Annotated in this window: 30 protein-coding genes; 17 read left to right on the top strand and 13 right to left on the bottom strand. The window is 64.7% G+C overall.

The window, feature by feature from the left end:
• Nucleotides 1-43: 43 nt before the first annotated feature.
• From rho to hemE, 3 genes are all read right to left on the bottom strand, one after another.
• Nucleotides 44-1,309: a transcription termination factor Rho gene (gene rho / locus DFR52_RS15045; protein ID WP_110032755.1), complete on the bottom strand. Its 1,266-nt coding sequence runs from the start codon at nt 1,307-1,309 to the stop codon at nt 44-46.
• Between the two features lie 194 nt (nt 1,310-1,503).
• Nucleotides 1,504-2,046, bottom strand: coding sequence for a protoporphyrinogen oxidase HemJ (gene hemJ, locus DFR52_RS15040; protein WP_245415346.1), 543 nt, complete (start codon nt 2,044-2,046; stop codon nt 1,504-1,506).
• A complete protein-coding gene (gene hemE, locus DFR52_RS15035; RefSeq protein WP_110032895.1) occupies nt 2,043-3,077 on the bottom strand; it encodes a uroporphyrinogen decarboxylase in 1,035 nt (344 codons plus the stop codon). The genes hemJ and hemE overlap by 4 nt, the downstream gene beginning before the upstream one ends.
• Nucleotides 3,078-3,351: 274 nt before the next feature.
• On the opposite strand from hemE, the gene DFR52_RS15030 reads away from it, so the two are divergent.
• The 5 genes from DFR52_RS15030 to dnaQ are packed head-to-tail and all read left to right on the top strand — an operon-like array spanning nt 3,352 to nt 7,053.
• A complete protein-coding gene (locus tag DFR52_RS15030) occupies nt 3,352-4,275 on the top strand; it encodes a pyruvate, water dikinase regulatory protein (RefSeq protein WP_425351194.1) in 924 nt (307 codons plus the stop codon).
• A 38-nt stretch (nt 4,276-4,313) separates the two neighbouring features.
• Nucleotides 4,314-4,913, top strand: a complete 600-nt coding sequence (locus tag DFR52_RS15025; RefSeq protein WP_110032754.1) for a Maf-like protein — start codon at nt 4,314-4,316, stop codon at nt 4,911-4,913.
• Entirely contained in the window at nt 4,906-5,757 is an 852-nt protein-coding gene (locus DFR52_RS15020) for a shikimate dehydrogenase (protein ID WP_110032753.1), read from the top strand. The genes DFR52_RS15025 and DFR52_RS15020 overlap by 8 nt, the downstream gene beginning before the upstream one ends.
• Nucleotides 5,754-6,365 carry a dephospho-CoA kinase gene (coaE, locus tag DFR52_RS15015; RefSeq protein ID WP_110032752.1) on the top strand — a complete coding sequence of 204 codons (612 nt, stop codon included), beginning with the start codon at nt 5,754-5,756 and terminating at the stop codon, nt 6,363-6,365. The genes DFR52_RS15020 and coaE overlap by 4 nt, the downstream gene beginning before the upstream one ends.
• On the top strand, nt 6,358-7,053 hold the full coding sequence (dnaQ, locus tag DFR52_RS15010) for a DNA polymerase III subunit epsilon (RefSeq protein WP_110032751.1): 696 nt from the start codon (nt 6,358-6,360) through the stop codon (nt 7,051-7,053). The genes coaE and dnaQ overlap by 8 nt, the downstream gene beginning before the upstream one ends.
• A gap of 48 nt (nt 7,054-7,101) precedes the next feature.
• Here the strand turns inward: dnaQ and secB are convergent, their stop codons facing one another.
• Both secB and DFR52_RS15000 read right to left on the bottom strand, forming a co-directional pair.
• On the bottom strand, nt 7,102-7,617 hold the full coding sequence (gene secB / locus DFR52_RS15005; RefSeq protein WP_110032750.1) for a protein-export chaperone SecB: 516 nt from the start codon (nt 7,615-7,617) through the stop codon (nt 7,102-7,104).
• Nucleotides 7,618-7,700: 83 nt separating this feature from the next.
• The gene (locus tag DFR52_RS15000) at nt 7,701-8,261 is read right to left on the bottom strand and encodes an FxsA family protein (RefSeq protein WP_110032749.1); all 561 of its coding nucleotides are present in this window, start codon (nt 8,259-8,261) and stop codon (nt 7,701-7,703) included.
• Between the two features lie 135 nt (nt 8,262-8,396).
• On the opposite strand from DFR52_RS15000, the gene DFR52_RS14995 reads away from it, so the two are divergent.
• The 4 genes from DFR52_RS14995 to DFR52_RS14980 are packed head-to-tail and all read left to right on the top strand — an operon-like array spanning nt 8,397 to nt 11,170.
• Nucleotides 8,397-9,098 (top strand): Tim44/TimA family putative adaptor protein, encoded by a 702-nt coding sequence (locus DFR52_RS14995; RefSeq protein WP_110032748.1) that lies wholly within the window; start codon nt 8,397-8,399, stop codon nt 9,096-9,098.
• Nucleotides 9,098-10,222 (top strand): murein transglycosylase A, encoded by a 1,125-nt coding sequence (mltA, locus tag DFR52_RS14990; protein ID WP_110032747.1) that lies wholly within the window; start codon nt 9,098-9,100, stop codon nt 10,220-10,222. Before DFR52_RS14995 ends, mltA begins: the two co-directional genes overlap by 1 nt.
• The gene (locus DFR52_RS14985; RefSeq protein ID WP_110032746.1) at nt 10,215-10,781 is read left to right on the top strand and encodes a Smr/MutS family protein; all 567 of its coding nucleotides are present in this window, start codon (nt 10,215-10,217) and stop codon (nt 10,779-10,781) included. Before mltA ends, DFR52_RS14985 begins: the two co-directional genes overlap by 8 nt.
• Nucleotides 10,778-11,170, top strand: a complete 393-nt coding sequence (locus tag DFR52_RS14980) for a helix-turn-helix domain-containing protein (protein ID WP_110032745.1) — start codon at nt 10,778-10,780, stop codon at nt 11,168-11,170. Before DFR52_RS14985 ends, DFR52_RS14980 begins: the two co-directional genes overlap by 4 nt.
• Nucleotides 11,171-11,185: 15 nt before the next feature.
• Here DFR52_RS14980 and DFR52_RS14975 read toward each other — a convergent pair whose 3' ends face one another.
• The 5 genes from DFR52_RS14975 to hslV all read right to left on the bottom strand — a co-directional run bounded on the left by DFR52_RS14975 (nt 11,186) and on the right by hslV (nt 15,827).
• Nucleotides 11,186-12,154, bottom strand: a complete 969-nt coding sequence (locus DFR52_RS14975) for a DUF1402 family protein (RefSeq protein WP_110032744.1) — start codon at nt 12,152-12,154, stop codon at nt 11,186-11,188.
• Nucleotides 12,155-12,240: 86 nt separating this feature from the next.
• Nucleotides 12,241-13,545 (bottom strand): ATP-dependent protease ATPase subunit HslU, encoded by a 1,305-nt coding sequence (gene hslU, locus DFR52_RS14970; protein ID WP_110032743.1) that lies wholly within the window; start codon nt 13,543-13,545, stop codon nt 12,241-12,243.
• A gap of 5 nt (nt 13,546-13,550) precedes the next feature.
• Entirely contained in the window at nt 13,551-14,714 is a 1,164-nt protein-coding gene (locus DFR52_RS14965; RefSeq protein WP_110032742.1) for a hypothetical protein, read from the bottom strand.
• Nucleotides 14,711-15,274, bottom strand: a complete 564-nt coding sequence (locus tag DFR52_RS14960; RefSeq protein WP_170132274.1) for a GNAT family N-acetyltransferase — start codon at nt 15,272-15,274, stop codon at nt 14,711-14,713. The genes DFR52_RS14965 and DFR52_RS14960 overlap by 4 nt, the downstream gene beginning before the upstream one ends.
• Nucleotides 15,267-15,827, bottom strand: a complete 561-nt coding sequence (gene hslV, locus DFR52_RS14955; RefSeq protein WP_110032741.1) for an ATP-dependent protease subunit HslV — start codon at nt 15,825-15,827, stop codon at nt 15,267-15,269. Before hslV ends, DFR52_RS14960 begins: the two co-directional genes overlap by 8 nt.
• A 161-nt stretch (nt 15,828-15,988) precedes the next feature.
• Here hslV and hisB point away from each other — a divergent pair, with 161 nt between their 5' ends.
• Genes hisB through coaA form a run of 8 tightly spaced genes read left to right on the top strand, consistent with a single transcriptional unit; the run spans nt 15,989 to nt 20,974 of the window.
• Complete coding sequence (gene hisB / locus DFR52_RS14950) at nt 15,989-16,597, top strand: imidazoleglycerol-phosphate dehydratase HisB (RefSeq protein ID WP_110032740.1); 609 nt, start codon at nt 15,989-15,991, stop codon at nt 16,595-16,597.
• Between the two features lie 35 nt (nt 16,598-16,632).
• Nucleotides 16,633-17,103 (top strand): DUF2628 domain-containing protein, encoded by a 471-nt coding sequence (locus DFR52_RS14945; RefSeq protein WP_110032739.1) that lies wholly within the window; start codon nt 16,633-16,635, stop codon nt 17,101-17,103.
• Between the two features lie 5 nt (nt 17,104-17,108).
• Complete coding sequence (gene hisH / locus DFR52_RS14940) at nt 17,109-17,759, top strand: imidazole glycerol phosphate synthase subunit HisH (RefSeq protein ID WP_110032738.1); 651 nt, start codon at nt 17,109-17,111, stop codon at nt 17,757-17,759.
• A gap of 25 nt (nt 17,760-17,784) precedes the next feature.
• Complete coding sequence (gene hisA / locus DFR52_RS14935) at nt 17,785-18,531, top strand: 1-(5-phosphoribosyl)-5-[(5-phosphoribosylamino)methylideneamino]imidazole-4-carboxamide isomerase (protein ID WP_110032737.1); 747 nt, start codon at nt 17,785-17,787, stop codon at nt 18,529-18,531.
• Complete coding sequence (locus DFR52_RS14930) at nt 18,528-18,866, top strand: hypothetical protein (RefSeq protein WP_110032736.1); 339 nt, start codon at nt 18,528-18,530, stop codon at nt 18,864-18,866. Before hisA ends, DFR52_RS14930 begins: the two co-directional genes overlap by 4 nt.
• The gene (gene hisF, locus DFR52_RS14925; protein WP_110032735.1) at nt 18,863-19,639 is read left to right on the top strand and encodes an imidazole glycerol phosphate synthase subunit HisF; all 777 of its coding nucleotides are present in this window, start codon (nt 18,863-18,865) and stop codon (nt 19,637-19,639) included. The genes DFR52_RS14930 and hisF overlap by 4 nt, the downstream gene beginning before the upstream one ends.
• Before the next feature lie 22 nt (nt 19,640-19,661).
• On the top strand, nt 19,662-19,985 hold the full coding sequence (locus tag DFR52_RS14920; protein ID WP_110032734.1) for a phosphoribosyl-ATP diphosphatase: 324 nt from the start codon (nt 19,662-19,664) through the stop codon (nt 19,983-19,985).
• 2 nt (nt 19,986-19,987) lie between these two features.
• Nucleotides 19,988-20,974 carry a type I pantothenate kinase gene (coaA, locus tag DFR52_RS14915; RefSeq protein ID WP_110032733.1) on the top strand — a complete coding sequence of 329 codons (987 nt, stop codon included), beginning with the start codon at nt 19,988-19,990 and terminating at the stop codon, nt 20,972-20,974.
• Between the two features lie 129 nt (nt 20,975-21,103).
• On the opposite strand, the gene DFR52_RS14910 is transcribed toward coaA, so the two are convergent.
• The 3 genes from DFR52_RS14910 to arfB all read right to left on the bottom strand — a co-directional run bounded on the left by DFR52_RS14910 (nt 21,104) and on the right by arfB (nt 22,773).
• Nucleotides 21,104-21,715 (bottom strand): alpha-ketoglutarate-dependent dioxygenase AlkB, encoded by a 612-nt coding sequence (locus tag DFR52_RS14910; RefSeq protein WP_110032732.1) that lies wholly within the window; start codon nt 21,713-21,715, stop codon nt 21,104-21,106.
• Nucleotides 21,716-21,741: 26 nt separating this feature from the next.
• Nucleotides 21,742-22,254: a peptidoglycan-binding protein LysM gene (gene lysM, locus DFR52_RS14905; RefSeq protein ID WP_110032731.1), complete on the bottom strand. Its 513-nt coding sequence runs from the start codon at nt 22,252-22,254 to the stop codon at nt 21,742-21,744.
• Between the two features lie 84 nt (nt 22,255-22,338).
• Complete coding sequence (gene arfB / locus DFR52_RS14900; RefSeq protein ID WP_110032730.1) at nt 22,339-22,773, bottom strand: alternative ribosome rescue aminoacyl-tRNA hydrolase ArfB; 435 nt, start codon at nt 22,771-22,773, stop codon at nt 22,339-22,341.
• Nucleotides 22,774-22,838 lie beyond the last annotated feature (65 nt).

Here is a 22,838-nt window from a genome sequence, read left to right as displayed (position 1 = left end):
GACGCGCTTCCATTCATATGGAAAACGCGCGGGTACGGCAGCCTCAGGTGTTCATCGAATCGAAGAAATCGCTGTTGGTCTTCGTCTGCTTCAGCTTGTCGATCAAAAACTCGATCGCATCGGTGGTGCCCATCGGCGCCAGGATGCGGCGGAGCACGAAGATCTTTTGCAGATCCGCACGCGGAACCAGCAGGTCTTCTTTCCGCGTGCCGGACTTGAGAATATCCATCGACGGATAGATCCGCTTGTCGGCGACCTTGCGATCGAGCACGATTTCCGAGTTGCCCGTGCCCTTGAATTCCTCGAAGATCACTTCGTCCATGCGCGAGCCCGTATCGATGAGCGCGGTGGCGATGATCGTCAGCGAGCCGCCTTCCTCGATGTTGCGGGCCGCGCCGAAGAAGCGCTTCGGGCGCTGCAGCGCGTTGGCGTCGACACCGCCCGTGAGAACCTTGCCGGATGACGGCACGACGGTGTTGTAGGCGCGGCCGAGCCGGGTGATCGAATCAAGCAGGATGACCACGTCGCGTCCATGCTCGACCAGGCGCTTGGCCTTCTCGATGACCATTTCCGCCACCTGGACGTGACGCACGGCCGGTTCGTCGAAGGTCGAGGATACGACTTCGCCCTTAACCGAGCGCTGCATGTCGGTGACTTCCTCCGGCCGCTCGTCGATGAGCAGCACGATGAGATAGCATTCCGGATGATTGGCGGTAATCGAGTGGGCAATGTTCTGCAGCAGCACGGTCTTGCCCGTGCGCGGCGGCGCCACGATCAGCCCGCGCTGGCCCTTGCCAAGCGGGGCGATGAGGTCGATCACCCGGGCCGAGAGATCCTTTGTGGTGGGATTCTCGACTTCCATGCGGAAGCGTTCATCTGGGTAGAGTGGCGTCAGATTGTCGAAATGGACCTTGTGGCGGATCTTCTCCGGGTCCTCGAAATTGATCGTGTTGACCTTCAACAGCGCGAAATAGCGCTCGCCGTCCTTGGGTCCGCGGATCGGACCTTCGACGGTATCGCCCGTCTTGAGCGAGAAGCGCCGGATCTGCGAGGGCGAAATGTAGATATCGTCGGGACCCGGCAGGTAATTCGCATTGGCCGAGCGCATGAACCCGAAGCCGTCCTGAAGCAATTCGACGACGCCTTGGCCGATGATCTCGACATCCTGCGCCGCCAGTTTCTTGAGGATGGCAAACATCAACTCCTGTTTGCGCAGCACGCTGGCATTCTCGACCTCGACCGATTCGGCAAAAGCGAGCAGATCAGTCGCGGACTTGTTCTTGAGCTCTTGAAGCTTCATTTCCTGCATCGGAAATCCATGTCACAAAAATAGTAGGGGAAAGCGGGCACGAAAGCGGTTTGCGAACTAAACCGACAACACCATTTCTGGTGCCCGCCAAAGGAGGCATGAGGGTTAGATAGCGATTCACGTGAAACGTCGCAAGCCCTGTTTGCACCGCCGGCCCCCGCGGATGCGGCCAAATCCGGGAAAATCGATTGAAATCAGGCGAACGGCTTGACGATCACCATGATCAGCGCGACCAGCATCAGCAGTGTGGGGATCTCGTTGACCATCCGCCACTGGCGGGCGGTGAATCGGTTGGAACCTGAGGCGAATCGCCTGGTCGCCTGTGACAGGAATCCGTGGAACGCCGTCAGCCCCACCACGGCGGCGATCTTCACCCACAGCCAGGGGCCGTAAAAGCCGAACCCCTTCCAGGCCAGCCACAGACCGCTGCCCCACACCACCAGCATGGCCGGCCTCATGATCACCTTGAGCAAGCGCGCTTCCATCACGGCAAAAGTCGAGGCGGCATCCCCGTCCCGATCGGCCTCGCTGTGGTAGACGAATATCCGAGGCAGGTAGAACAGTCCCACCATCCAGGAGATCACCGCCGCCACATGCAGCACCTTCAGCCAGGGATAGATCCACTCCGGCTGATAGACAATTCCCGCGCCGGCCAGCACCAGCACCAAAGCGATCGAGGCGAAGGCCTTGTTCCTCGCCTTCCGGCCTTCGGCGGCGCCGGTCGTGGGCTCGCTCACGCGCCGCTCCAGCGCCGCACCCGCTCGACCAAGCGGACGACGCTCGCGGGATCCGCCTGCGGCGTGATGCCGTGACCGAGGTTGAAGATCAGCGGACCATCGCCCAGATCGGCCAGCACCCGATCGACGCCCTCGTCCAGCGCGGTGCCACCGGCCACGACCCGCATCGGGTCGAGATTCCCCTGCACGGCTCCGTCCTGCTGGATCTTCCGGGCCAGCGACCGCGGCACCGTCCAGTCCAGACCGACGCAATCCACCTTCGTTCGCTGCCGGTAATCTTCCAGCAGCACACCGGCACCCTTGGCGAAGCCGATGATCCTCGCTTCCGGATGCGCTGCCCGGACCCGCTCGACCATCCTCTGCACCGGGCGGACGGAATAAAGATCGAACTCGGTCTCTCCCAGCACGCTGGCCCAGGAATCGAAGATCTGCACGGCGTCCGCGCCGGCGTCGAGCTGCCTGATCAGGTAGTCCGCCGACGCATCGGCCAGCAGCGCCAGCAGCTTTGCGAATTCGTCCGGGTGCCGCATGGCGAACAGGCGGGCCGGCGCCTGGTCCGGCGTGCCATGCCCGGCAATCATATAGGTCGCCACCGTCCACGGCGCGCCACAGAATCCCAGCAGAGTGGTCGGATCGGGCAGTTCCCGGCGCAACCGCGAGACCGTCTCATAGACGGGAGCCAGATGGCTGTGCATGCCCGACGGATCCAGTGCGGCGATCTCGTCGGCGCCGATCGGTGTCAGCAAAGGGCCTCTGCCCTCTTCAAAGCGCACATCCCTGTCGAGCGCATCGGGAATGACGAGGATGTCGGAGAACAGGATCGCCGCATCAAAGCCATACCGCCTGATCGGCTGCAGTGTCACCTCGACGGCCAGGTCGGGTGTGTAGCACAGGTCGAGAAAGCCGTTGGCCGAGGCCCTTGTCTCACGGTACTCCGGCAGATGCCTGCCTGCCTGGCGCATCAGCCATATCGGTGGGGGAGACAACCGCTCACCGTCGAGAACCCTCAAGACCTTGCGTTCCGACTTCATCCACAGCATCCCTTCTATAAAGAAATCCTTTTATGAAAGGATTCTGATTCTATGAGTCTGTGGGTTCCAGGGATTAAACCCCATCCACAGCTTGTCCACAGGCCGTTCATATAGAGCCGGCGCGCCGTGGAGCGCAACACCCCGGCGGCATTCGCCGCGCCGCAATCGCAAGCATCTGAAAAACAATCATTTTTCAATCTCTCCCCGGTCCAGCGAAATTCCCCGCCGACTTATCCCCCGCGATCGGCGGATTGCCGCGGAATCTTTCCCGCAAATGGCCGGTGTGGATAAACTGCCTCCTTCTCCCTTGCCAAAGCCGGCCGACGGTCCTTACGTCAGACTTATCCAGCATTCTCAACAGGGACTCGTGAATCTTGTGGAGCAGACCAAAAACTACTTCCATCTGCATCTGATTTCGGACTCCACCGGCGAAACCCTGATGGCGGCGGGCCGTGCCGCCGCCGCCCAGTTCCAGTCCGCCCAGGCGCTCGAGCATGTGTATCCGCTGATCCGTACCCGCAAGCAGCTCTTCGGGGTTCTCGACGCGATCGACGGCGCGCCTGGCATCGTCCTCTACACCATCGTCGACCCCGAGCTGGCATCCTTCATCGAGCTGAGATGCCGCGACATGGGCCTGCCCTGCGTGTCGGTGCTGCAGCCGGTCATCAATGTGTTCCAGACCTATCTCGGGGCGCCGTCGCGGGGCCGGGTGGGTGCGCAGCATGCCATGAACGAGGACTATTTCCGCCGCATCGATGCGCTCAATTTCACCATGGATCATGATGACGGCCAGTTGCCGCCGGATTTCGACGAAGCCGACCTCGTCATCGTCGGCATTTCCCGCACCTCGAAGACTCCCACCAGCATCTATCTCGCCAACCGCGGCATCAAGACCGCCAACATTCCGATCGTCTACGGCGTGCCGTTGCCGGAGCGGCTGCTGACCGCCAGCAAGCCGCTGGTGGTCGGGCTGATCGCCTCCGTCGACCGCATCGCCCAGGTCCGCCAAAACCGGCTGCTGGGGACGACCACCGGGTTTCAGGGCGAACAGTACACCGATCGCGCCCTGATCGGCGAGGAGCTCAAATATGCCCGCTCGCTCTGCACGCGGCACGGCTGGCCCGTCATCGACGTGTCGCGCCGCTCGATCGAGGAAACCGCTGCCGCCATTCTTGCTTTGCGAACCAAGTGGCGTTAACCCCGAATCCCTGACACGGCCATACCGGATACCGATCCATGACCCCATCGCTCATTCTGGCGTCCTCGAGTCCCTTTCGGAAGATGCTGCTGGCCAATGCCGGAATTCGTTTCGAAGCCGAATCGGCGTCCACCGACGAGCGGGCCGTCGAGGAAACCCTGAAGGACACCGGTGCCGGCCCCGACGACGTGGCCCTTGTCCTTGCCGAGGCCAAGGCGCAGGACGTCGCCGCGCGCCATCCCGGCGCGCTGGTCATCGGCTCGGACCAGACCCTGTCCCTGGGAGATCAGCTCTTTCACAAGCCGGCCGACATGGACGCGGCCCGTCGTCAGCTGCTGAAGCTGTCCGGCCGCACCCATCAGCTCAACAGCGCCGTTGTTCTTGTGCGCGGCGACACGACGCTCTGGCGCCATGTCGCCGTCGCCCGGCTGACGATGCGGGCGCTCGATCCGGGGTTTGTCGGTCGGTATCTCGCGGTGGCCGGCGACCGGGTGCTGTCGAGCGTCGGCGCCTATCAGCTCGAGGGTGAAGGCGTACAGCTGTTCGACCGGATCGAGGGCGACTATTTCAGCATTCTCGGCCTGCCGCTCCTGCCGCTGCTTGCAGAATTGCGGCGCCTGGGAGCGATCGATGGATAAGACGGTTCCGCCGCGGGCCTTTGTCGCGGGCCATCCGGTGAGGCACTCGCGCTCCCCCCTCATCCATGGCCACTGGCTGAAGACGGCCGGCATCCCAGGATCCTACGAAAAGCTCGAGATTGCGCCCGAGGCCTTCGGCGCGTTCATCGGCTCGATGAAGGATGGCAGTGCGCCCTTCGTCGGCGGCAATGTCACCATCCCCCACAAGGAAGCGGTCTTCGGCTTTGCCGACGATGTCGACGAGACTGCCCGGTTGATCGGGGCGGCGAACACGGTCTGGCTCGAGGAAGGACGGATTCGGGCCACCAACACCGACGCCTATGGCTTCGCCGCCAACCTGGATGAAGGTCACCCCGGATGGGACAGCGGAGCCACCGCCGTGGTGCTGGGTGCCGGCGGCGCAAGCCGGGCGGTGATCCACGCGCTTCTGCAGCGCGGATTCGGCTCCGTCCGGGTGAGCAACCGCGGCAAGGCCAGAGCGGTGGAGTTGTCCGATCGTTTCGGACCGCGGGTCAGCGCCCTCGGGCTGGACGATCTGCCCGATCTCATGGCTGGCGCCGATCTGTTCGTCAACACCACCTCTCTGGGCATGGACGGCTCGGACGTGCCGCCCATCGACTTCAGCCCGATGGCAGAGGGCGGCCTGGTGACCGATATCGTCTACGTCCCGCTGATGACGCCGATCCTGGCCATGGCGCGCGCGCAGGGTCGGCCGACGGCGGATGGACTTGGCATGCTGCTGCACCAGGCGGTGCCCGGATTCGAGATCTGGTTCGGCCTTCGCCCCAGGGTGACGCCGGAGCTCCGGCAGCTGGTCATCGACGACATGGAGATGGGGCAATGATCGTCATCGGCCTGACCGGTTCGATCGGCATGGGGAAAACCACCACCGCGTCAATGTTCGCCGCCGAGGGCATTCCCGTCATCAGTGCCGACGACGTCGTCCATGATCTTTACGAGGGCGAGGCCGCACCGCTTGTCGAGAGCGCCTTTCCCGGCACGACCGTCAATGGGCGGGTTGATCGCCAGATGCTCGGAGCCCGGCTGCTTGCAGATCCGAGCGGCTTCAAGCGGCTCGAAGCGATCGTGCATCCGCTGGTCAGGGCGGCCGAGCAGGCGTTTGTCGAGCAGCACCGCCGCGCAGGGGCAGAACTTGTCCTCGTCGATGTTCCGCTGCTGTTCGAGAGCGGCGCCACCGGCCGGGTCGACCGGGTCGTGGTCGTCAGCTGCGATCCGGACATCCAGAAAGAGCGTGTATTGGCCCGGCCCGGGATGACCGCGGACAAGTTCGAGGCTATTCTCGCCCGGCAGTTGCCCGACAGCGAGAAGCGGGCCAGGGCGGACCATGTCATCGACACCGGCCTGGGGCTGGAAGCGGCGCAACGCCAGGTCGCCGAGCTGGTCGCCCGCCTGCGCGCCGAGGCGCAGGGGAAGGATGGAACCGATGCGTGAGATTATCTTCGACACCGAAACCACCGGGCTCGACAACCGCTCCGACCGGATCATCGAGATCGGCGGCATCGAACTCGAGAACCAGTTTCCCACCGGCCGGACGCTGCACATCTACATCAATCCGGATGGACGCAAGGTGCATCCGGATGCGCTCGCCGTGCACGGCATCACCGATCAGTTCCTGCTCGACAAGCCGACATTCGCTGCCGTGGCCGAGGAAATCCTCGCATTCTTCGACGGCGCGAAATATGTCGCCCACAACGCCAATTTCGACATGGGGTTCCTGAACGCGGAGTTCGCGCGGCTCGGCATACCGCCGATCGATGCGGAGATGGTCATCGACACGCTCTCGCTTGCCCGCCGCCGCCATCCGATGGGGCCGAACAGCCTCGATGCGCTCTGCCGGCGCTACGGCATCGACAATTCGCATCGCAACCGCCATGGCGCGCTTCTCGACGCCGAATTGCTGGCCGATGTCTATATCGAAATGCTCGGCGGCCGCCAGGCGGCGCTCGGACTGATGGCCGAGCCTGCCGCAACGGTCGTCGTCGCCCGCGAAGAGGTAGTCATCCAGATCGGTGCCCGGCCCGACATCCTGCCCCCGCGGCTGACCGAGCTGGAGCTCGAGGCCCATGCCCGTCTGGTTGCCCGTCTGGGGTCGAAGGCGATCTGGCCTGCCGCAAACTGAAAGGCCCGCGAATCCGCGGGCCACACTCTCAGTCCTGCCTTGCCGGCCTCAGTTGGTCGGCGCGGAGACCTTGGCTCGGGCGCTCTCTTCGGCCATGCGCTGCGAGAACATCTGCGCGAAATCGATCGGGTCGATCATCAGCGGCGGAAAGCCGCCGTTGCGGGTGGCTTCCGAGACGATCTGGCGGGCGAACGGGAAGATGAGCCGCGGGCATTCGATGAACAGCAGCGGCAGCATGTGCTCCTGCGGGAAATTGGTGATCCGGAACACGCCGCCGTAAACAAGCTCGACATTGAACAGCACGGCACTGCCGTCCTTGGCCTCCGCGTTCAACGTCAGCAGCACGTCAAAATCGTTCTGCGCAATCGGATTGGCGTTGACGTTGACGTTGATGCTGATGTCGGGCGCGCGTTCGCGCTGGCCCAACGATTTCGGTGCGCCCGGATTTTCGAAGGAGAGATCCTTCACATACTGGGCCAGCACTTTGAGCATCGGTGCTTCGCCATTTGGCTTCGGAGCGTCAACCTTGCCGGTTTCGCTCTTGCTCGTTTCGTCTTTTGCCATGTGGCAGATCCTCGTCCAAATGCCCTGCGCTTGCGGAAAGGCGGTTGATTTTCGCCCGATTGGCTAGCATTTCGATCCGGCGCTTACAACCCGTCTTCTGAGTCGCGGCGGCGATGCTGCCCATCCGACAAGCGTCCATTCCCGCCCGACCAGGGCGAATCGGGATCGCGCCGATAGTCTTCGGAATCAAGATCCACAACAGGGCTGCCGTCCGTGGGGCGCGGACCTCCGTCGGGCCGCGGCGGAAAGCCCGAGGCGAAGGATCCGCCCGCCGCACCCGCGGCAACCACCGTGATCCGCGACCTGATCAGCCGCCAGGCCATGTCGCGGATGGCGGGGACGAACAACAGGAAGCCGAGGCTGTCGGTGACGAAACCCGGCGTGAGCAGCAGGACGCCGGCCACCAGGATCATGGCGCCATGGGCCAGATCGCGGCCCGGCACCCTGCCCGCCTTGGTCTCGGCGCTGATCCGGGCCATGATGCCGAATCCCTGCCAGCGCAGCAGCGCCGTTCCGATGACGGCGGTCACCAGCACCAGCGCCAGGGTGGCAAAGACGCCGATGAGGCCGCCGACAAAGACGAAGACGGCGATTTCCGCCAGTGGCACTGCCAGCAGCAGCAGGGGTATGAACGAGAAACGCATGATTATTCGATCCGATGGTCAGGCAGCTGGCATATAAGTGTCCCGAATGCCATTTTGAATGGTGCTTGCGTTTGATTGATGGCTGTGCCGGGATTATATGCAAGCCTGTAATTTTGAAACTGAAAGAAGGCGCCGATGGGTTCTTTTGATTTTGTGACGTTCTTCTTCTTTGTCGCCGCGGTGATCATATTCATCCAGCTTCGTTCGGTCCTCGGCAAGCGGACCGGCAAGGAACGTCCGCCGGTGGACGTGAGCGCGCGCGACCGCGTGCCGGCTCCCGACGCGCGCGATGACCCGAAGGTGGTCACCCTGCCGCGCCGGCCCCGCGAAGGCCAGGAGGCAGAAGCCACATCCGTCATCGACGCCTATGCCGTGCCTGGCACCGATCTCAACGCCGGGCTCAAGCAGTTGCATGCCAGCGATCCGTCGTTCGTGCCGGAGGAATTCGTCAAGGGAGCGAGCGCCGCCTATGAGATGATCGTCACAGCCTTCGCCGAGGGGGACCGGAAGACGCTGAAGAACCTGCTGTCGCGCGAGGTCTACGACGGCTTCGTGACTGCCATCACCGAGCGCGAGCAGCGCGGCGAGACAGTCCGGTCGAATTTCGTGGGCATCGAAAAGGCCAGCATCATCCAGGCCGAGATGAAGGGATCTGAAGCCAATCTCACGGTCCGCATCGTCAGTCAGCTGATTTCGGCCACTCTTGACCGGGACGGCAAGGTGATCGAGGGCGACACCGAGGAGGTGACGGAGGTCAACGACGTCTGGACCTTCGCCCGTGACACGGGTTCGCGCGATCCGAACTGGAGGCTGATTGCGACGGAAGCGGACCAGTAATGGGGTTTTCGCTTCGGCGATCCGCCTACGGCGACCTGCGCGGCTGGTCGGAAGACTCCGTCGACCGCGCCTTTGTGGCTTTTCGCCGCTCCGCCCGACAGGCCATCTCTGTCGGGCCCTACCGCACCGGCCGCATCGGTGCGGGTCATGAGGACTTCCGGCCGGCCTTCGCCGCCGCCGCGGAGACGGGCAATCAGCACCTCGATGCCGGGGCGGCGCGCCGGTTCTTCGAGACCTGGTTTCTGCCCTACGCCATAACGCTCGATGATGGCGGAAGCGGATTGGTGACCGGCTTTTACGAGCCTGTCGTCGAGGTCCGGGCCACCCCCGATGCGCGCCATGTCCATCCGTTTCTCCGCCCGCCGCTCTCGCTCATCAAGGTGTTGGACCCGGCCAATCCGCCGACCGGCATCCCCGAAGGCTTCGCCTTCTGCATGAGGGACGGCGAAACCTGGCGGATCTGCCCGGACCGGGGGGCCATCGAGACCGGCGCCCTGGCGGGCCAGGGCCTGGAGATCGCCTATGCCGCGGAAAAGGCGGATGTGTTCTTCGCCCATGTCCAGGGTGCGGCGCGACTGGATTTCGGCGACGGCACCCGCACGCGCATCACCTATGCCGCCAAGAGCGGTCATCCGTTCACCGGCATCGGCCGTTTGCTGGTCGACCGCGGCGAAATACCCTTGGGCGAGATCTCGATGCAGTCGATCCGGTCGTGGCTCGCCGCCCATCCGCTGCAGGCGGACGGGCTGATGCGGGAGAACCGGTCCTACATCTTTTTCCGCGAGGCGCCCGTCGACGATGAATCGCTGGGTCCCGTCGCCGCGGCGAAGGTGCCCCTGGAGCCTGGCCGTTCCATGGCGGTCGACCGCACCATCCACACATTCGGCACCCCGTTCTTTGTCTCTGCCCCCGATCTGAAGGATTTCGCAGCCGCGCGGCCGTTTGCGCGGCTGATGATTGCCCAGGACACGGGGTCGGCCATCCTCGGGCCGGCCCGGGGCGACCTGTTCACCGGTTCCGGCGATTCGGCAGGCGACCTGGCCGGCGCGATCCGGAACCATGCGAGCTTCACAATCCTGTTGCCGAAGATCTTCGATGCGTCGAGACTGGCCCGCCATGGCTGACAGGGATCGCAAGCTCACCCACGAGGACCGCATCGTCTGGGAGACCGTCGCCCGCACCGTGCGGCGATTGTCCGGCCAGGCCCACCCGGTCGTCGTCGAAAATGATACCATGGACGGTTTGATGTCGCCTGCCGCCGATGCCGCGGCGCCGGCTGACGTCAAAAGGCCCGTCGCGGATCCGGCGCATCCGCCCCGCACCGTCAAGCCGCAGCCGCGGCTGCATCCGATCGAGAGGCCGGTGCAGAAGAAGCTGGCGCGCGGACGGCTGGCGATAGACGGCAAGATCGACCTGCATGGGCTCAACCAGAGCGAGGCGCACAACCTTCTTTTCGATTTTCTGATGCGCGCCCATCAGCGCGGCTCGCGTCATGTGCTCGTGGTGACCGGCAAGGGCTCATCAATGGGCAGCGAGGGTGTGCTCAAGCGCGCGGTTCCGCAATGGCTGGTCAAGCCGGAATTCCGCTTTCTGGTCTCGGGCCATGAACCGGCCGCACGCGGGCATGGCGGTGACGGCGCCATGTATATCCGGCTCCGGCGGCAGCGGGACGATCCGGCATGACCCCTTTCGGCGCCGCGATCAGAAAGCTCCGCACCGAGCGCGGCGTCACCCAGCGGCAGATGGCCGCTGCCCTCGGGGTCTCCGCCGCCTATCTGTCAGCTCTCGAGCACGGGCACCGCTCGGAGCCCAATTGGGAAACGGTGCAGCGGATCATCGGTTTTTTCAATGTCATATGGGACGATGCGGAAGAGCTTCAGCGGCTGGCGTCGCTGTCGCGTCCGCGGGTGGTCATCGACACCGCCGGCCTGTCGGCCAGGGCAACCGAAATTGCCAACCGGCTTTCGGCCGGGATGCGGCATCTCGATGAACAGGCATTGGACGAGCTCGACCGGCTGCTGCTTTCGGCGAACCCGCAGGACCGCCGGCCCCCGCCGGACAGGCACCGGTAGCCATGGTCTTGAGCGTCAGTGAGCCAGCACGGCCCGGAGCTCGGCTTCCCTGTCGTTGATCAGCCAGCCGTAATAATTCTCCTCCGGCAGGCGCTTGTCGCCACTGCGGTTCTTGCGCGCGATGTCGCGGGCGCGCTGGACCGAATTGCCCACATTGTAGAGCGTCGCCGTCAGGCCCGGATTGCGGGATATGTCGAAACCGGCGATGGTCCTGTAGGCGTCGATCGCCTCACGGATATCGGCCGCCATGTAGGCAAGACTCGAATCCGGATCCATGATCGCCTTGTAGATGCTGGCGGCGTTGCTCGCCTGCAGTCGCGACGCACCCGACACGGCCGCCACGCGGTCGCTGTTCATCAGCGCCGTCAGCGGGCTCAGCTGGCCAAGCCCGAAGGTCTGTCCGGCGTAGAAAGGCTGAAAGAACACCGCGCTGAAGCGGTCGTCGGGAAAGGACTTCCCATCGACTTTCTTGCCGCGGAATACGGTGTTCCAGACGTTCTCGCGGCATGACCACAGCGCGTAGGAGCTCTTGATCCTGTCACACTCGGAAAATTGCGGGCGGGCGACGAAATCCATGATTGCCTCGCCGGCGTGCTCGAAACGGAAGCTCTCGCCCGCATAGGAAATCGCCTTGACGTAGTAGGTCTGCAGCTGGTCATAGGCATCCACATTGTAGGTGTGCTCGCCCACCAGGGCGCCGACGATGTGGATGGGGTCGATCCCGTAACTCGAGGCGGCCTTCTTGATCTTTCCGCGCAGTCCCGAATCGCGCTCGATGAGATCGCGAATCCGCTCGTACTTGGCGTCGAAGGTGGATTTGGTCGCTTTGGTGCGGCGCACCGACGCGCCGGGAATGTCGGGCTGCTCGCTGTGGCGGTTTCCGGGGGGAACGACCTCCACTGCGCCGGCTGCAGGCCCCATGGAGAAAAGGGTGGCCAAGGCAAGACCGGCGACGACGAGGAAGTGACGCGGATTTGCGGCCATCACGCAGGGCTCCTTCGAGACGTGTCGAGCCCGGCGCGCCGGCTCGACGAAAGGGAATCCTGCCGATTGCACGCCTTGGAGGCGACCTACAGGATGAAACGGGACAGGTCGGTGTTCTGCGCCAGATCGCCGACATGCTTGCGGACATAGTCTGAATCGATCGTGATTGTCGACCCTGGCTTGTCCGGCGCATCGAAGGAAATTTCGTCCAGAACCCGTTCCATCACCGTCTGCAGCCGCCGCGCACCGATGTTCTCGACGCTGTCATTGAGGTGGACCGCCACTTCCGCCAGCGCATCGATCGCGTCCTCGGTGAAACTCAGGCCGACCTGTTCCGTCGCCATCAAGGCAATGTATTGCTTGATCAGACTGGCTTCCGTCTCGGTCAGGATGCGCCGGAAATCGTCCTTGCCGAGCGCCCTCAGCTCGACCCGGATCGGCAGCCGGCCCTGCAGTTCCGGCAGCAGGTCCGATGGCTTGGAGACATGAAAGGCGCCGGAGGCGATAAACAGAATGTGATCGGTCTTCACCGGCCCGTACTTCGTGGCCACCGTCGTGCCTTCGACCAGCGGCAGCAGGTCCCGCTGCACGCCTTCGCGCGAAACCCCGGCGCCGCCCATGGCGCCGTCGCGGCTGGCGATCTTGTCGATCTCGTCGATGAAGACGATGCCGTCGTTCTCGGCCGATCGCAGCGCTTCCTGGTGCACCTGCTCCATGTCCAAGAGCTTGTCGGATTCGTCGTTGACCAGCAGGTCGTGGGAATCCTTCACCTTGGTCTTGATCTTCTTGGAGCGGCCGCCCATCGCCTTGCCGAGCAGGTCGCCGATGTTGAGCACCCCGATGCTGCCGCCCGGCATCCCCGGCAGTTCGAACTGCGGCGTGCCCGATTCGGCGACCTCGATCTCGATGTCCTTGTCGTCGAGCAGGCCGTCGCGCAGCTTCTTGCGGAACGATTCCCGGGTGGCGGGTGATGCGGTGGAACCGACGAGGGCGTCGAGAACCCGCTCTTCCGCGTTCAGATGCGCCTTGGCCTTGACCTCGTCTCGCTTGCGCTCTCGCACGATGCCGATACCCACTTCGACCAGATCCCGGATGATCTGCTCCACGTCACGGCCGACATAGCCGACCTCGGTGAATTTCGTCGCTTCCACCTTGATGAAGGGCGCGCCGGCGAGCTTGGCCAGGCGGCGCGAGATCTCGGTCTTTCCGACCCCCGTGGGTCCGATCATCAGGATGTTCTTCGGCATCACCTCGTCACGCAGCGGACCGGACAATTGCTGCCGGCGCCAGCGGTTGCGCAACGCGATCGCCACGGCGCGCTTGGCATCCTTTTGACCGATGATGAAGCGGTCCAGTTCGGAGACCGTTTCGCGGGGGGAGAAAGTCGACATGCGGTTCAAGCCCTGATGGGAGGAAGTCTGTTGATCAGCGATGTGGGAAGGATGGAGCCAACAATCAAGCGCCGGATCCGCTGCCAGCCCGCGCCGAAGAGGATGACCAGCGAGCCGATCGCCAGCAAAATCAAAGCGAAGGGTGGAATACCGGTGGTGTTGGCGGCGTTGCTGACAAGGTAGTAAATCCCGATCGAGCCGAAATAGGCCAGAGTGGGAACCAGCAGCGAGCGGCGATCGATGGCCAGTGCGATGAAGACGAACGACGCGATCAGCACGCCGAGCAGGATGCCGGCGGTGGTGTCCGGGTCGATGCGTCCGAACGCCACGTCCTGGCCGGTTGCCAGGATGAACAGCGGGTGCACCAGCAGCGGCGCCGAGACGACGTGCAGCCAGAAGGCGCAGTCCGACCAGATCGTTTCACGATTGCGGTCATGCAGGTCGAGCGCCACGGCGCCGGCGAAAATCAGGCCGCCGCACAGCAGCGGCACGATCAGCGCCTTTTCCAGGATGGCCGGAAGCTGCTCGGCCGTCGGAGCGGCGATGGCTCCGGTGACCACGGAATCGTAGAGGAACAGCACGGCGAACAGAAACGCCAGGCCGGTCAAGAGCAGCGCCGTCACGGCGGCCAGAACCGGAACCCGGAAGCGCCAGAAATAGGCGGCCACGGCCGCGATTCCGCCGCCTGCCACGATCATGCCGATCTGGACGGCATCGCCGCGCAGCGCGACGGCCTTGACCAGCGAGTTGATCGCCATGAGGTCGAAGCGCTGCGCCACCAGATAGACCAGCAGCGTGAGCACGGCGGCCGAGTAGCCGAGGCCGAGCACGGTGCTCGACAGGCGCATCCGCCGCTGGCGGGTGACGATTTCCGCGACGACGACGGTTCCCGCCAGCAGCAGCGCCGCGATGCTGGTCCAGCTGCCCGGCATCAGCGCGGTGAGGGCGAACAGGGCTCCCGAAAACAGGAGCACGATGCCGACGGTGACGAACAGATCGTTGCCGCCGCCGACCAGCCGCATCTGCTCGTCGACCGAGCCGGTTTCGGCTGCATCGGCAAGGGACGGGGGTTCACCGCCGCTGCGCGCAAGCGCCAACAGGGCCTGCCGCTGCGCCGGATTGAGAATGCCGGCGGTGACCGCGCGATCAAGCGTTGCTTCGTCTATCATGCCTGCGTCCTGTGGCTGGGGGCTGCGTCATTGCCCGCAAATGTCATGATGAGCGTGGCCTGGGCAGCGTTGCCGCCAGGGTCGGGTGATACGAGAAACGGTCGGAATCCGGCTTTTTCGTAGGCCCGCACGGCTCTGGCATTGGCCGCATCCGGATCAATGATGATGCTGTCATGACCTTCCGCGACCAGCCGGCGGACAAAAGCCCCAAGGGCCGCGCTGCCCAGCCCTCTCGAGAGGTCGGCCGCCTCGCCGATCGACAGGTCGACGCCGACGCTGTCGGCCGGAACATTCCGCATCCAAGGCGCCTGGGTCAGAAATGGTTCGCACAGATGATCGCCGACATACCAGATCTGGATGTAACCCGCCGGTCGGTCGTCGAGCAGGAACAGGAACGGCCTTGTCGTGTCCCGGCCCTCGACCATGTCGCGGATTTGCCCCAGTTCCGTTTCGGCTTCGCCCCACCACTGCCGCCAGTGCGCTGTCTCCATCCACCGCCCGAGCAGCGGAAGATCATCCCGCGTGACCGGCCGGAAGCTGATGCGGGCGGCGTCAATCAAGCTCGAGGGTCTCGATGACGATATTGCCGTTGGTGTAGACGCAGATGTCGCCGGCTATTTCCATGGCGCGACGGGCGATCTGTTCGGCGGATTTGTCGGTGTCCATCAATGCGCGTGCGGCTGCATAGGCGTAGTTGCCGCCCGAACCGATCGCGATGGTGCCATGCTCGGGTTCCAGCACATCGCCGTTGCCGGTGATCGCCAGCGTGATCGACTTGTCGGCCACCAGCATCATGGCCTCGAGATTGCGCAGATACTTGTCGGTGCGCCAATCCTTGGCAAGCTCGACCGCCGCCCGCATCAACTGGCCCTGATACTGCTCGAGCTTCTTTTCCAGCCGCTCGAGCAGCGTGAAGGCATCGGCGGTCGCGCCCGCGAAGCCGGCAATGACATGGCCGTCCTTGCCGATGAGCCGCACCTTGCGGGCGTTGCCCTTCATCACGGTCTGTCCGAGACTGACCTGTCCGTCGCCGGCCATCACCACCTGGCTGCCCTTGCGGACGGTGATGATGGTCGTGGCATGCATGGTGCCGTAGGGGTTGTGCTCGCCCATGGAACATCCTTTGCTGATTGCCGCATCCGCGCGGCTTCCGGCATATGTAAGGACGGCGCACGGGAATGCAAATCCGCCGCGGCGCGTGCGGCGAAAGCCGTTCTGGATATTTGCGCCCCGGGCTGTTATGGAGCGGCCAAACCATTCTCCGGAGATGCCCGATGGCACTTGCCGAAACCCGACGCGCCGCAGCGGTGTCGCGAAAGACCAATGAGACCGAAATAGCCGTGAGCGTTTCCGTCGATGGAACCGGGGCGGGCAGCATCGCAACCGGCATCGGCTTCTTCGACCACATGCTCGAGCAGCTGTCGCGGCATTCCCTCATCGACATGGAGATTTCCGCCAGCGGCGACCTGCACATCGACGATCACCACACCGTCGAGGACACTGGTATCGCCATCGGCCAGGCGTTGTCGCGGGCGCTGGGCGATCGCAAGGGCATCTGCCGCTATGCCTCCATCGACCTGCCGATGGATGAAACCATGACCCGCGCGGCCATCGACGTGTCCGGTCGGCCGTTTCTGGTCTGGGATGTGCGATTCACCGCCCCCAAGATCGGCGGCTTCGACACCGAGCTGGTGCGCGAATTCTTCCAGGCGCTGGCCCAGCATGCGGGAGTGACCCTGCATGTGCACAATCTTTACGGCGCCAACAGCCACCATATCGCGGAATCCTGCTTCAAGGCGGTGGCGCGTGTGCTCCGGACCGCCTGCGAGATCGACCCGCGCCAGGCCGGGCGCGTGCCCTCGACCAAGGGCACGCTGGTGTAGACCCGGCCGGGTCGGATCGTTGATGGAAGATCGTCATGGCAACTCAGCTCATTCTCGCCCGCCCCGAGGCGCCCCTGCCTGATGACGGCTCCGTCGTCATCAGGGATTCGTTTTCGTGGCCGGCATTCTGGTTCAGCGCCCTCTGGCTGCTGACGAGCCGGCTGTGGCTGCAGGCGGCGCTGGTCATCTTCGGCCTTGTGATCGCCGTCCTGGCCATGGCCACACCGCACTGGACCCTCGCGGGATGTGTTCTCGCCTTCTGCATCGTTCTGTGCGTCGGTCTGGAAGGCGCCAACTGGCGTGTCAGAACTCTGGTGCGGCGCGGCTGGCGTCTAGTCGATGTCATCGAGGCGCCGGATGCGGAGACCGCCTTCGACATGCATGTGGCCGGCTGGCCTGATGCCGCGCGGGTGCTGCGTCCGGCTGCGGCCGCGCCTGCACGGGCTCGTTCGGCCGCCGGCGATGAGCGGGCCTCCATCGGTCTTGTTCCATGGCAGAAGGGTTGAGGCCGATGCAGGTCGCCATCATCGATTACGGCTCGGGCAATCTCCGCTCCGCCACCAAGGCCTTCGAGCGCGCCGCTCGCGAGGCCGGGATCGCCGCCGACATTCTCCTGACGGCGGATGCGGATCTGGTCGCCGGCTGCGACCGGGTGGTGCTGCCCGGAGTTGGCGCCTATGCGGATTGTCTCGCCGGCCTGGACGCAGTGCCCGGCATGCACGAAGCCTTGCGCGAGGTGGTCGAGACCAGGGCGAGGCCTTTTCTCGGCATCTGCGTCGGCATGCAGCTGATGTCGACGCGGGGGCTGGAAAAGACGGTGTCGCCGGGATTCGACTGGATCGGCGGCGATGTCGTCGAGATCACGCCCGACGATCCGGCGCTGAAGATTCCGCAGATCGGCTGGAACACCCTGGACCTGGCGCGCCCGCACCCGCTGTTCGATGGCATCCCCACCGGCCCGGACGGGCTGCACGCCTATTTCGTGCATTCCTATCATCTCAAGGCCGCGTCCGCCGACGACGTTCTGGCGCGAACCGACTACGGCGGCCCGGTGACGGCGGCGGTGGTCAGCGGCAACCGGGCCGGCACCCAGTTTCACCCGGAGAAGAGCCAGACGCTGGGCCTGGCGCTGATTGCCAATTTTCTCCGTTGGAAGCCATGACGATGAACGGGACGGTGACATTCCCATGACGAGCAAGATCCTCTTTCCCGCTATCGATCTGAAGGACGGCCAGTGCGTGCGGCTGAAGCTCGGCGACATGGCCACCGCCACCGTCTACAACGACGATCCCGCCGCCCAGGCGCGGGCCTTCGAGGAGCAGGGCTTCGACTGGCTGCATGTGGTCGATCTCAACGGAGCCTTCGAGGGCCAGTCGGTCAACGGAGGAGCGGTCGAGGCCATTCTCGCGGCGACCGCCAACCCGGTGCAGCTCGGCGGCGGCATCCGCACGCTCGCCCATATCGAAAGCTGGCTTTCCAGGGGCCTCGCCCGCGTCATTCTGGGCACCGTCGCGGTGCGCGATCCGGAGCTCGTCAGGCAGGCCTGCAGGCTGTTCCCCGGCCGGATCGCCGTCGGCATCGATGCCAAGGGCGGCAAGGTTGCCGTCGAGGGCTGGGCCGAAGCCTCCGAACTCGACGTCATCGAGCTGGCGCGGAAGTTCGAGGGCGCCGGCGTTGCCGCCATCATCTACACCGACATCGATCGCGACGGCGTGCTCTCCGGCATCAACTGGGACGCGACCATCGATCTCGCCGAGGCGGTCTCCATCCCTGTCATCGCGTCGGGCGGGCTGGCGTCCATGGCCGACATCGTGCGCATGACGATGCCGGATGCAGCCCGGCTGGAAGGCGTGATCTCGGGCCGGGCGCTCTATGACGGACGCATCGACCCGGCTGAGGCGCTGGCGCTTCTCAAGGCGGATGCGCAACGATGATCGCCGCCGCGCAGACGCCGCGACGCCGGCGCGGCTTTGCCGCGCTCATGTCGGTGCTGCTGGTCGTCATCATCCTGTTTGCCACGGCCCCCCTGCTGTCTGTGCTGCTGTCGAGCTGGATCGCCGCGGCCAATGACTGCGTGCTCAACGAGGGCGGCGTCCACCCCTGCGTCATCGCCGGCGTCGATCACGGCGAGACGCTGGCCATCATGTTCGTGGCCGGCTGGTTCATGTTTTTCACGGTCCCCGCCGGGGCGGCCGCGCTGGCGGTATGGCTCATCGTCCTGGTCCTCGGACTGGTGATGCGCCGACAAGGAAGGAATCCGGCTCAATGACTCTCAAGTCCCGCGTCATCCCCTGTCTCGACGTCAAGGACGGCCGTGTCGTCAAGGGCGTCAATTTCGTCGATCTCGTCGATGCCGGCGACCCGGTCGAGGCGGCGCGCGCCTATGACGTGGCCGGCGCCGACGAACTGTGCTTCCTCGACATCACCGCGTCATCCGACAACCGCGAGACGATCTTCGATGTCATCGCCCGCACCGCCGACCAGTGCTTCATGCCGCTGACCGTCGGCGGCGGCGTCCGGGCCGTCGGCGACATCCGCAAGCTCCTGCTCGCCGGTGCCGACAAGGTCTCGATCAACACCGCGGCCGTCAGCAATCCGGATTTCGTCGCCGAGGCGGCCGACAAGTTCGGCAATCAGTGCATCGTCGTCGCCATCGACGCCAAGAAGGTCTCGCGTCCGGGCGAGTCCGAACGCTGGGAGATCTTCACCCATGGCGGCCGAACGCCCACGGGCATAGACGCGATCGAGTTCGCCGATCGGGTCGTGGCGCTCGGCGCCGGCGAGATCCTGCTCACCTCGATGGACCGCGACGGCACCAAGGCCGGCTATGACATCGCGCTCACGCGCGCCGTCGCCGATGCCATCCGGGCGCCCGTGATCGCCTCGGGCGGTGTCGGTACCCTCGATCATCTGGTCGCGGGAATCCGCGACGGTCATGCCACCGCGGTGCTGGCCGCCTCGATCTTTCATTTCGGGACCTATACAATCCTCGAGGCCAAGAAGCACATGGCCGCAGCCGGCCTGGCGGTCCGCTTGGCATGATGCGGATGGCGGAGCAGCAGCAATGACAGATTTCCGACTTGAAGACCTTGAGCGCATTGTCGCCGAGCGGGCGCAAGCCGACCCGACCCAGTCCTGGACCGCCAGGCTGGTGGCGGGCGGGATGGCAAAGGCGTCGAAGAAGCTCGGCGAGGAGGCGGTCGAGACCGTCATTGCCGCGGTCACGGGCGACCGCCCGGCCCTTGTGCTGGAATCGGCCGATCTTCTCTTTCACCTGCTGGTCGTGTTAAGGGTGGCGGACATTCCGCTGGCCGACGTGCTGGCCGAACTTGAGGCGCGGACGGCGCAATCGGGACTTGCGGAGAAGGCGGCCCGACGATCGGATTGAGTATGGACCAGATGAACAACGCGCCGGCCGCACTGGATCACTTTCGCGGCGACGATTTTTCACCCTACCGATTCTTCACCACGGAGAACTGGGCCGGGTTCCGCGCCGACACGCCCATGACGCTGACCGAGGACGAAGTCCGCCGCCTGAGGTCGCTCAATGATCCGGTCGATCTCGACGAGGTCCGGCGCATCTATCTGTCGCTGTCGCGACTGCTGTCGGCGCATGTCGAATCCTCGCAGATGCTGTTCGAGCAGCGCAAGCGCTTCCTCAACCTGTCCGATGTCTCCAAGACGCCGTTCATCATCGGCATCGCCGGTTCGGTGGCAGTGGGCAAGTCCACCACCGCCCGTGTGCTGGCGGAACTGCTGAAGCGCTGGCCGGCCAGCCCGAAAGTGGATCTGGTGACCACCGACGGCTTCCTCTACCCCAACGAGGTGCTGCGGCGCGAGAATCTGATGGACCGCAAGGGCTTCCCGGAAAGCTACGATGTCGGCACCGTGCTGCGCTTTCTGTCCGACATCAAGGCCGGCCGGCCCAATGTCAGTGCGCCCTGCTATTCGCACATGACCTACGACGTGCTGCCGGGCGAGTTCCAGGTGGTGGACCGGCCCGACATCCTCATTTTCGAGGGCATCAATGTGCTGCAGGTCCGGGATCTGCCGGAGGGCGGCAAGATTGTCCCCTTCGTCTCGGACTTCTTCGATTTCTCGATCTACATCGACGCCGACGAGGCAGACATCCACACCTGGTATGTCGATCGCTTCATGCGGTTGAGGGACACCGCGTTCCGCAATCCGGATTCGTTCTTCCATCGCTATGCGGCGATCAAGGAGGAGGCGGCGCGCGCCATCGCCGAGAACCTGTGGCAGACCATCAACCTGCGCAACCTGCATCAGAACATCCTGCCGACGCGGCCGCGCGCCGACCTGATCCTGCGCAAGGGACCCGACCACCTCATCGAGCAGGTCGCGCTGCGCAAGCTCTGATGCCGTGCCGGCGAGGCCACGGTCAGGGGACGGGTTAAGATGTCCGGGCGAGATGATCGGGTCCGCGGGACGCCGCGACCGACCGACAGTCCTGAGCGCCTCTCCGATCTTGCAGAACGGGAAAGTGCTCTACGGCCGGGTCACGCGCCGCAGGGTCAGGTTGATCCGGCCGCCGTTCTTCAGCAGCGTCGAGGTCATCGGATAGATCTTGTCGACGCCGTGGAAGGCCAGCCGGCCTTCGCCGCCAAGCACGACGATGTCGCCGCTTTCCAGCCGGAATGACCGGGTGGGTCCGGACCGGCTGGCCTCGCCGATGCGAAACAGGCAGGCATCCCCGAGCGACACGGAGAGCACGGGTGCGTCGAAGTCCTGCTCGTCGCGGTCCTGGTGCAGCCCCATGCGAGCGCCTGCCTCATAGAAATTGACCAGGCAGGCTTCCGGCGGAAAGTCGTAGCCGGAGAATTCGCGCCAGATCTGCAGCAGCCGATCGGGAATCGCCGGCCAGGGCTCACCGGTGACCGGATGGTTTGCCTGGTAGCGATACCCACCCTTGTCGGCGACCCAGCCGAGTGAACCGCAATTGGTCATCCTCACACTGAAGGGCTTTCCGGTTCTGGGCATTTCCGGCCGGAACAGCGGCGCCGCCTCGACCACCGCCCTGATGTCGTCGACGAGCGCCTGCTGGCCCGGGCGGTCGAGCCGCCCGGGAATATGGCGAACGCCTTTCGGCAAGACCATCATCGCTTCACTCCCGGGATCGGCGGTGCTCAGGCGGTCTCCAGCTCCGGAATCCGCAGCACCTGACCCGGATAGATCTTGTCGGGGTGGGAGAGCATCGGCCGGTTGGCCTCGAAGATGACCGTGTGCTTGCTGCCCTTGCCCTTGCCGTAGGCTGCCTCGGCGATCTTCCACAGATTGTCGCCCTTCTTGACGGTGTGGAAACGGGGTTCCACCGCCGCGGTGGATGCCTTGACCAGTTCCGTCATGTCGGCGGAATCGAGCGAGAGGCCGGAATCGGGCACCATCACCTTCAGCTCGGCCGCCTCCACCATGGAGATGCCGAGCGTGTTGCCGACGGCGACGATCGCCTTCTCGAAGATCGACTGATCCTTGACCACGCCGCGCAGGGTTACCTTGTCGCCGTCGACGCTGACGTCGATCTTCTCGGTTCCGAGCTTGTGCGAGTCCAGTTCCTTCTTGATGGCCTCGGCGTCCGGCTCGTCATCGCCGCCCAGGCCAAGCTTCTTGCCGGCCGATTTGATGAAGTCGTAGATACCCATGGAGACTCTCCTGTTGAACCGCGCCCGACTAAAGCACGGGCGCCGGGGCTTGCAAACCCGATTTGTGAGGCCTGGGACCGGACATCACTCCTCGCTCACCTTGCCGCGGGTTCTCTTGAGCTGGCCGCGGCCCGCCTTGGATGTGAGCCGCCGCTCGATCGCGCCCCGCCCGGGCCTGGTCTTCCGCCGCGGCGGCGGCGGCGGCTCCGAGGCCTCGTCGATCAGTTCAAGCAACCGGGCGCGGGCGTCGGCCCGGTTTCGCTCCTGGGTGCGGAACCGGTTGGCCTCGATGATGATCGCGCCCTCCTTCGACACCCGGCTGCCGCCGAGGCGGATCGCGTTGGTCTTCACCCGCTCCGGCAGCGAGGGGGAATTGCGGATATCGAACCGCAACTGGACGGCGGTCGACACCTTGTTGACGTTCTGTCCGCCGGGACCGGAGGCGCGGATGAAGCTCTCGTCGAGTTCCCAGCCGGCGATGACGATCCCGCGGGCGGCGTGAAGCGGAGCGGAGGCCATGGTCTAGATCCGGGTTCCGGCTGGCCGTCGCCCGCGCACGGCTGTCCCGCCAGGGGAAATCCGGC

It is taken from the genome of Hoeflea marina, assembly GCF_003182275.1.
GTDB classification, from domain to species: Bacteria; Pseudomonadota; Alphaproteobacteria; order Rhizobiales; family Rhizobiaceae; genus Hoeflea; species Hoeflea marina.
This window is presented reverse-complemented; position numbering and strand designations above follow the sequence as displayed.

Bases quoted from the DNA above. Each gene is read 5' to 3' on its own strand.
- rho (WP_110032755.1), bottom strand. From the start codon at position 1,309: ATGCAGGAAATGAAGCTTCAAGAGCTCAAGAACAAGTCCGCGACTGAT.
- hemE (WP_110032895.1), bottom strand. From the start codon at position 3,077: ATGAAGTCGGAACGCAAGGTCTTGAGGGTTCTCGACGGTGAGCGGTTG.
- DFR52_RS15030 (WP_425351194.1), top strand. From the start codon at position 3,352: ATGGCCGGTGTGGATAAACTGCCTCCTTCTCCCTTGCCAAAGCCGGCC.
- DFR52_RS15025 (WP_110032754.1), top strand. From the start codon at position 4,314: ATGACCCCATCGCTCATTCTGGCGTCCTCGAGTCCCTTTCGGAAGATG.
- DFR52_RS15020 (WP_110032753.1), top strand. From the start codon at position 4,906: ATGGATAAGACGGTTCCGCCGCGGGCCTTTGTCGCGGGCCATCCGGTG.
- coaE (WP_110032752.1), top strand. From the start codon at position 5,754: ATGATCGTCATCGGCCTGACCGGTTCGATCGGCATGGGGAAAACCACC.
- dnaQ (WP_110032751.1), top strand. From the start codon at position 6,358: ATGCGTGAGATTATCTTCGACACCGAAACCACCGGGCTCGACAACCGC.
- secB (WP_110032750.1), bottom strand. From the start codon at position 7,617: ATGGCAAAAGACGAAACGAGCAAGAGCGAAACCGGCAAGGTTGACGCT.
- DFR52_RS15000 (WP_110032749.1), bottom strand. From the start codon at position 8,261: ATGCGTTTCTCGTTCATACCCCTGCTGCTGCTGGCAGTGCCACTGGCG.
- DFR52_RS14995 (WP_110032748.1), top strand. From the start codon at position 8,397: ATGGGTTCTTTTGATTTTGTGACGTTCTTCTTCTTTGTCGCCGCGGTG.
- mltA (WP_110032747.1), top strand. From the start codon at position 9,098: ATGGGGTTTTCGCTTCGGCGATCCGCCTACGGCGACCTGCGCGGCTGG.
- DFR52_RS14985 (WP_110032746.1), top strand. From the start codon at position 10,215: ATGGCTGACAGGGATCGCAAGCTCACCCACGAGGACCGCATCGTCTGG.
- DFR52_RS14980 (WP_110032745.1), top strand. From the start codon at position 10,778: ATGACCCCTTTCGGCGCCGCGATCAGAAAGCTCCGCACCGAGCGCGGC.
- DFR52_RS14975 (WP_110032744.1), bottom strand. From the start codon at position 12,154: ATGGCCGCAAATCCGCGTCACTTCCTCGTCGTCGCCGGTCTTGCCTTG.
- hslU (WP_110032743.1), bottom strand. From the start codon at position 13,545: ATGTCGACTTTCTCCCCCCGCGAAACGGTCTCCGAACTGGACCGCTTC.
- DFR52_RS14965 (WP_110032742.1), bottom strand. From the start codon at position 14,714: ATGATAGACGAAGCAACGCTTGATCGCGCGGTCACCGCCGGCATTCTC.
- hslV (WP_110032741.1), bottom strand. From the start codon at position 15,827: ATGGGCGAGCACAACCCCTACGGCACCATGCATGCCACGACCATCATC.
- hisB (WP_110032740.1), top strand. From the start codon at position 15,989: ATGGCACTTGCCGAAACCCGACGCGCCGCAGCGGTGTCGCGAAAGACC.
- DFR52_RS14945 (WP_110032739.1), top strand. From the start codon at position 16,633: ATGGCAACTCAGCTCATTCTCGCCCGCCCCGAGGCGCCCCTGCCTGAT.
- hisH (WP_110032738.1), top strand. From the start codon at position 17,109: ATGCAGGTCGCCATCATCGATTACGGCTCGGGCAATCTCCGCTCCGCC.
- hisA (WP_110032737.1), top strand. From the start codon at position 17,785: ATGACGAGCAAGATCCTCTTTCCCGCTATCGATCTGAAGGACGGCCAG.
- DFR52_RS14930 (WP_110032736.1), top strand. From the start codon at position 18,528: ATGATCGCCGCCGCGCAGACGCCGCGACGCCGGCGCGGCTTTGCCGCG.
- hisF (WP_110032735.1), top strand. From the start codon at position 18,863: ATGACTCTCAAGTCCCGCGTCATCCCCTGTCTCGACGTCAAGGACGGC.
- DFR52_RS14920 (WP_110032734.1), top strand. From the start codon at position 19,662: ATGACAGATTTCCGACTTGAAGACCTTGAGCGCATTGTCGCCGAGCGG.
- coaA (WP_110032733.1), top strand. From the start codon at position 19,988: ATGGACCAGATGAACAACGCGCCGGCCGCACTGGATCACTTTCGCGGC.
- DFR52_RS14910 (WP_110032732.1), bottom strand. From the start codon at position 21,715: ATGATGGTCTTGCCGAAAGGCGTTCGCCATATTCCCGGGCGGCTCGAC.
- lysM (WP_110032731.1), bottom strand. From the start codon at position 22,254: ATGGGTATCTACGACTTCATCAAATCGGCCGGCAAGAAGCTTGGCCTG.
- arfB (WP_110032730.1), bottom strand. From the start codon at position 22,773: ATGGCCTCCGCTCCGCTTCACGCCGCCCGCGGGATCGTCATCGCCGGC.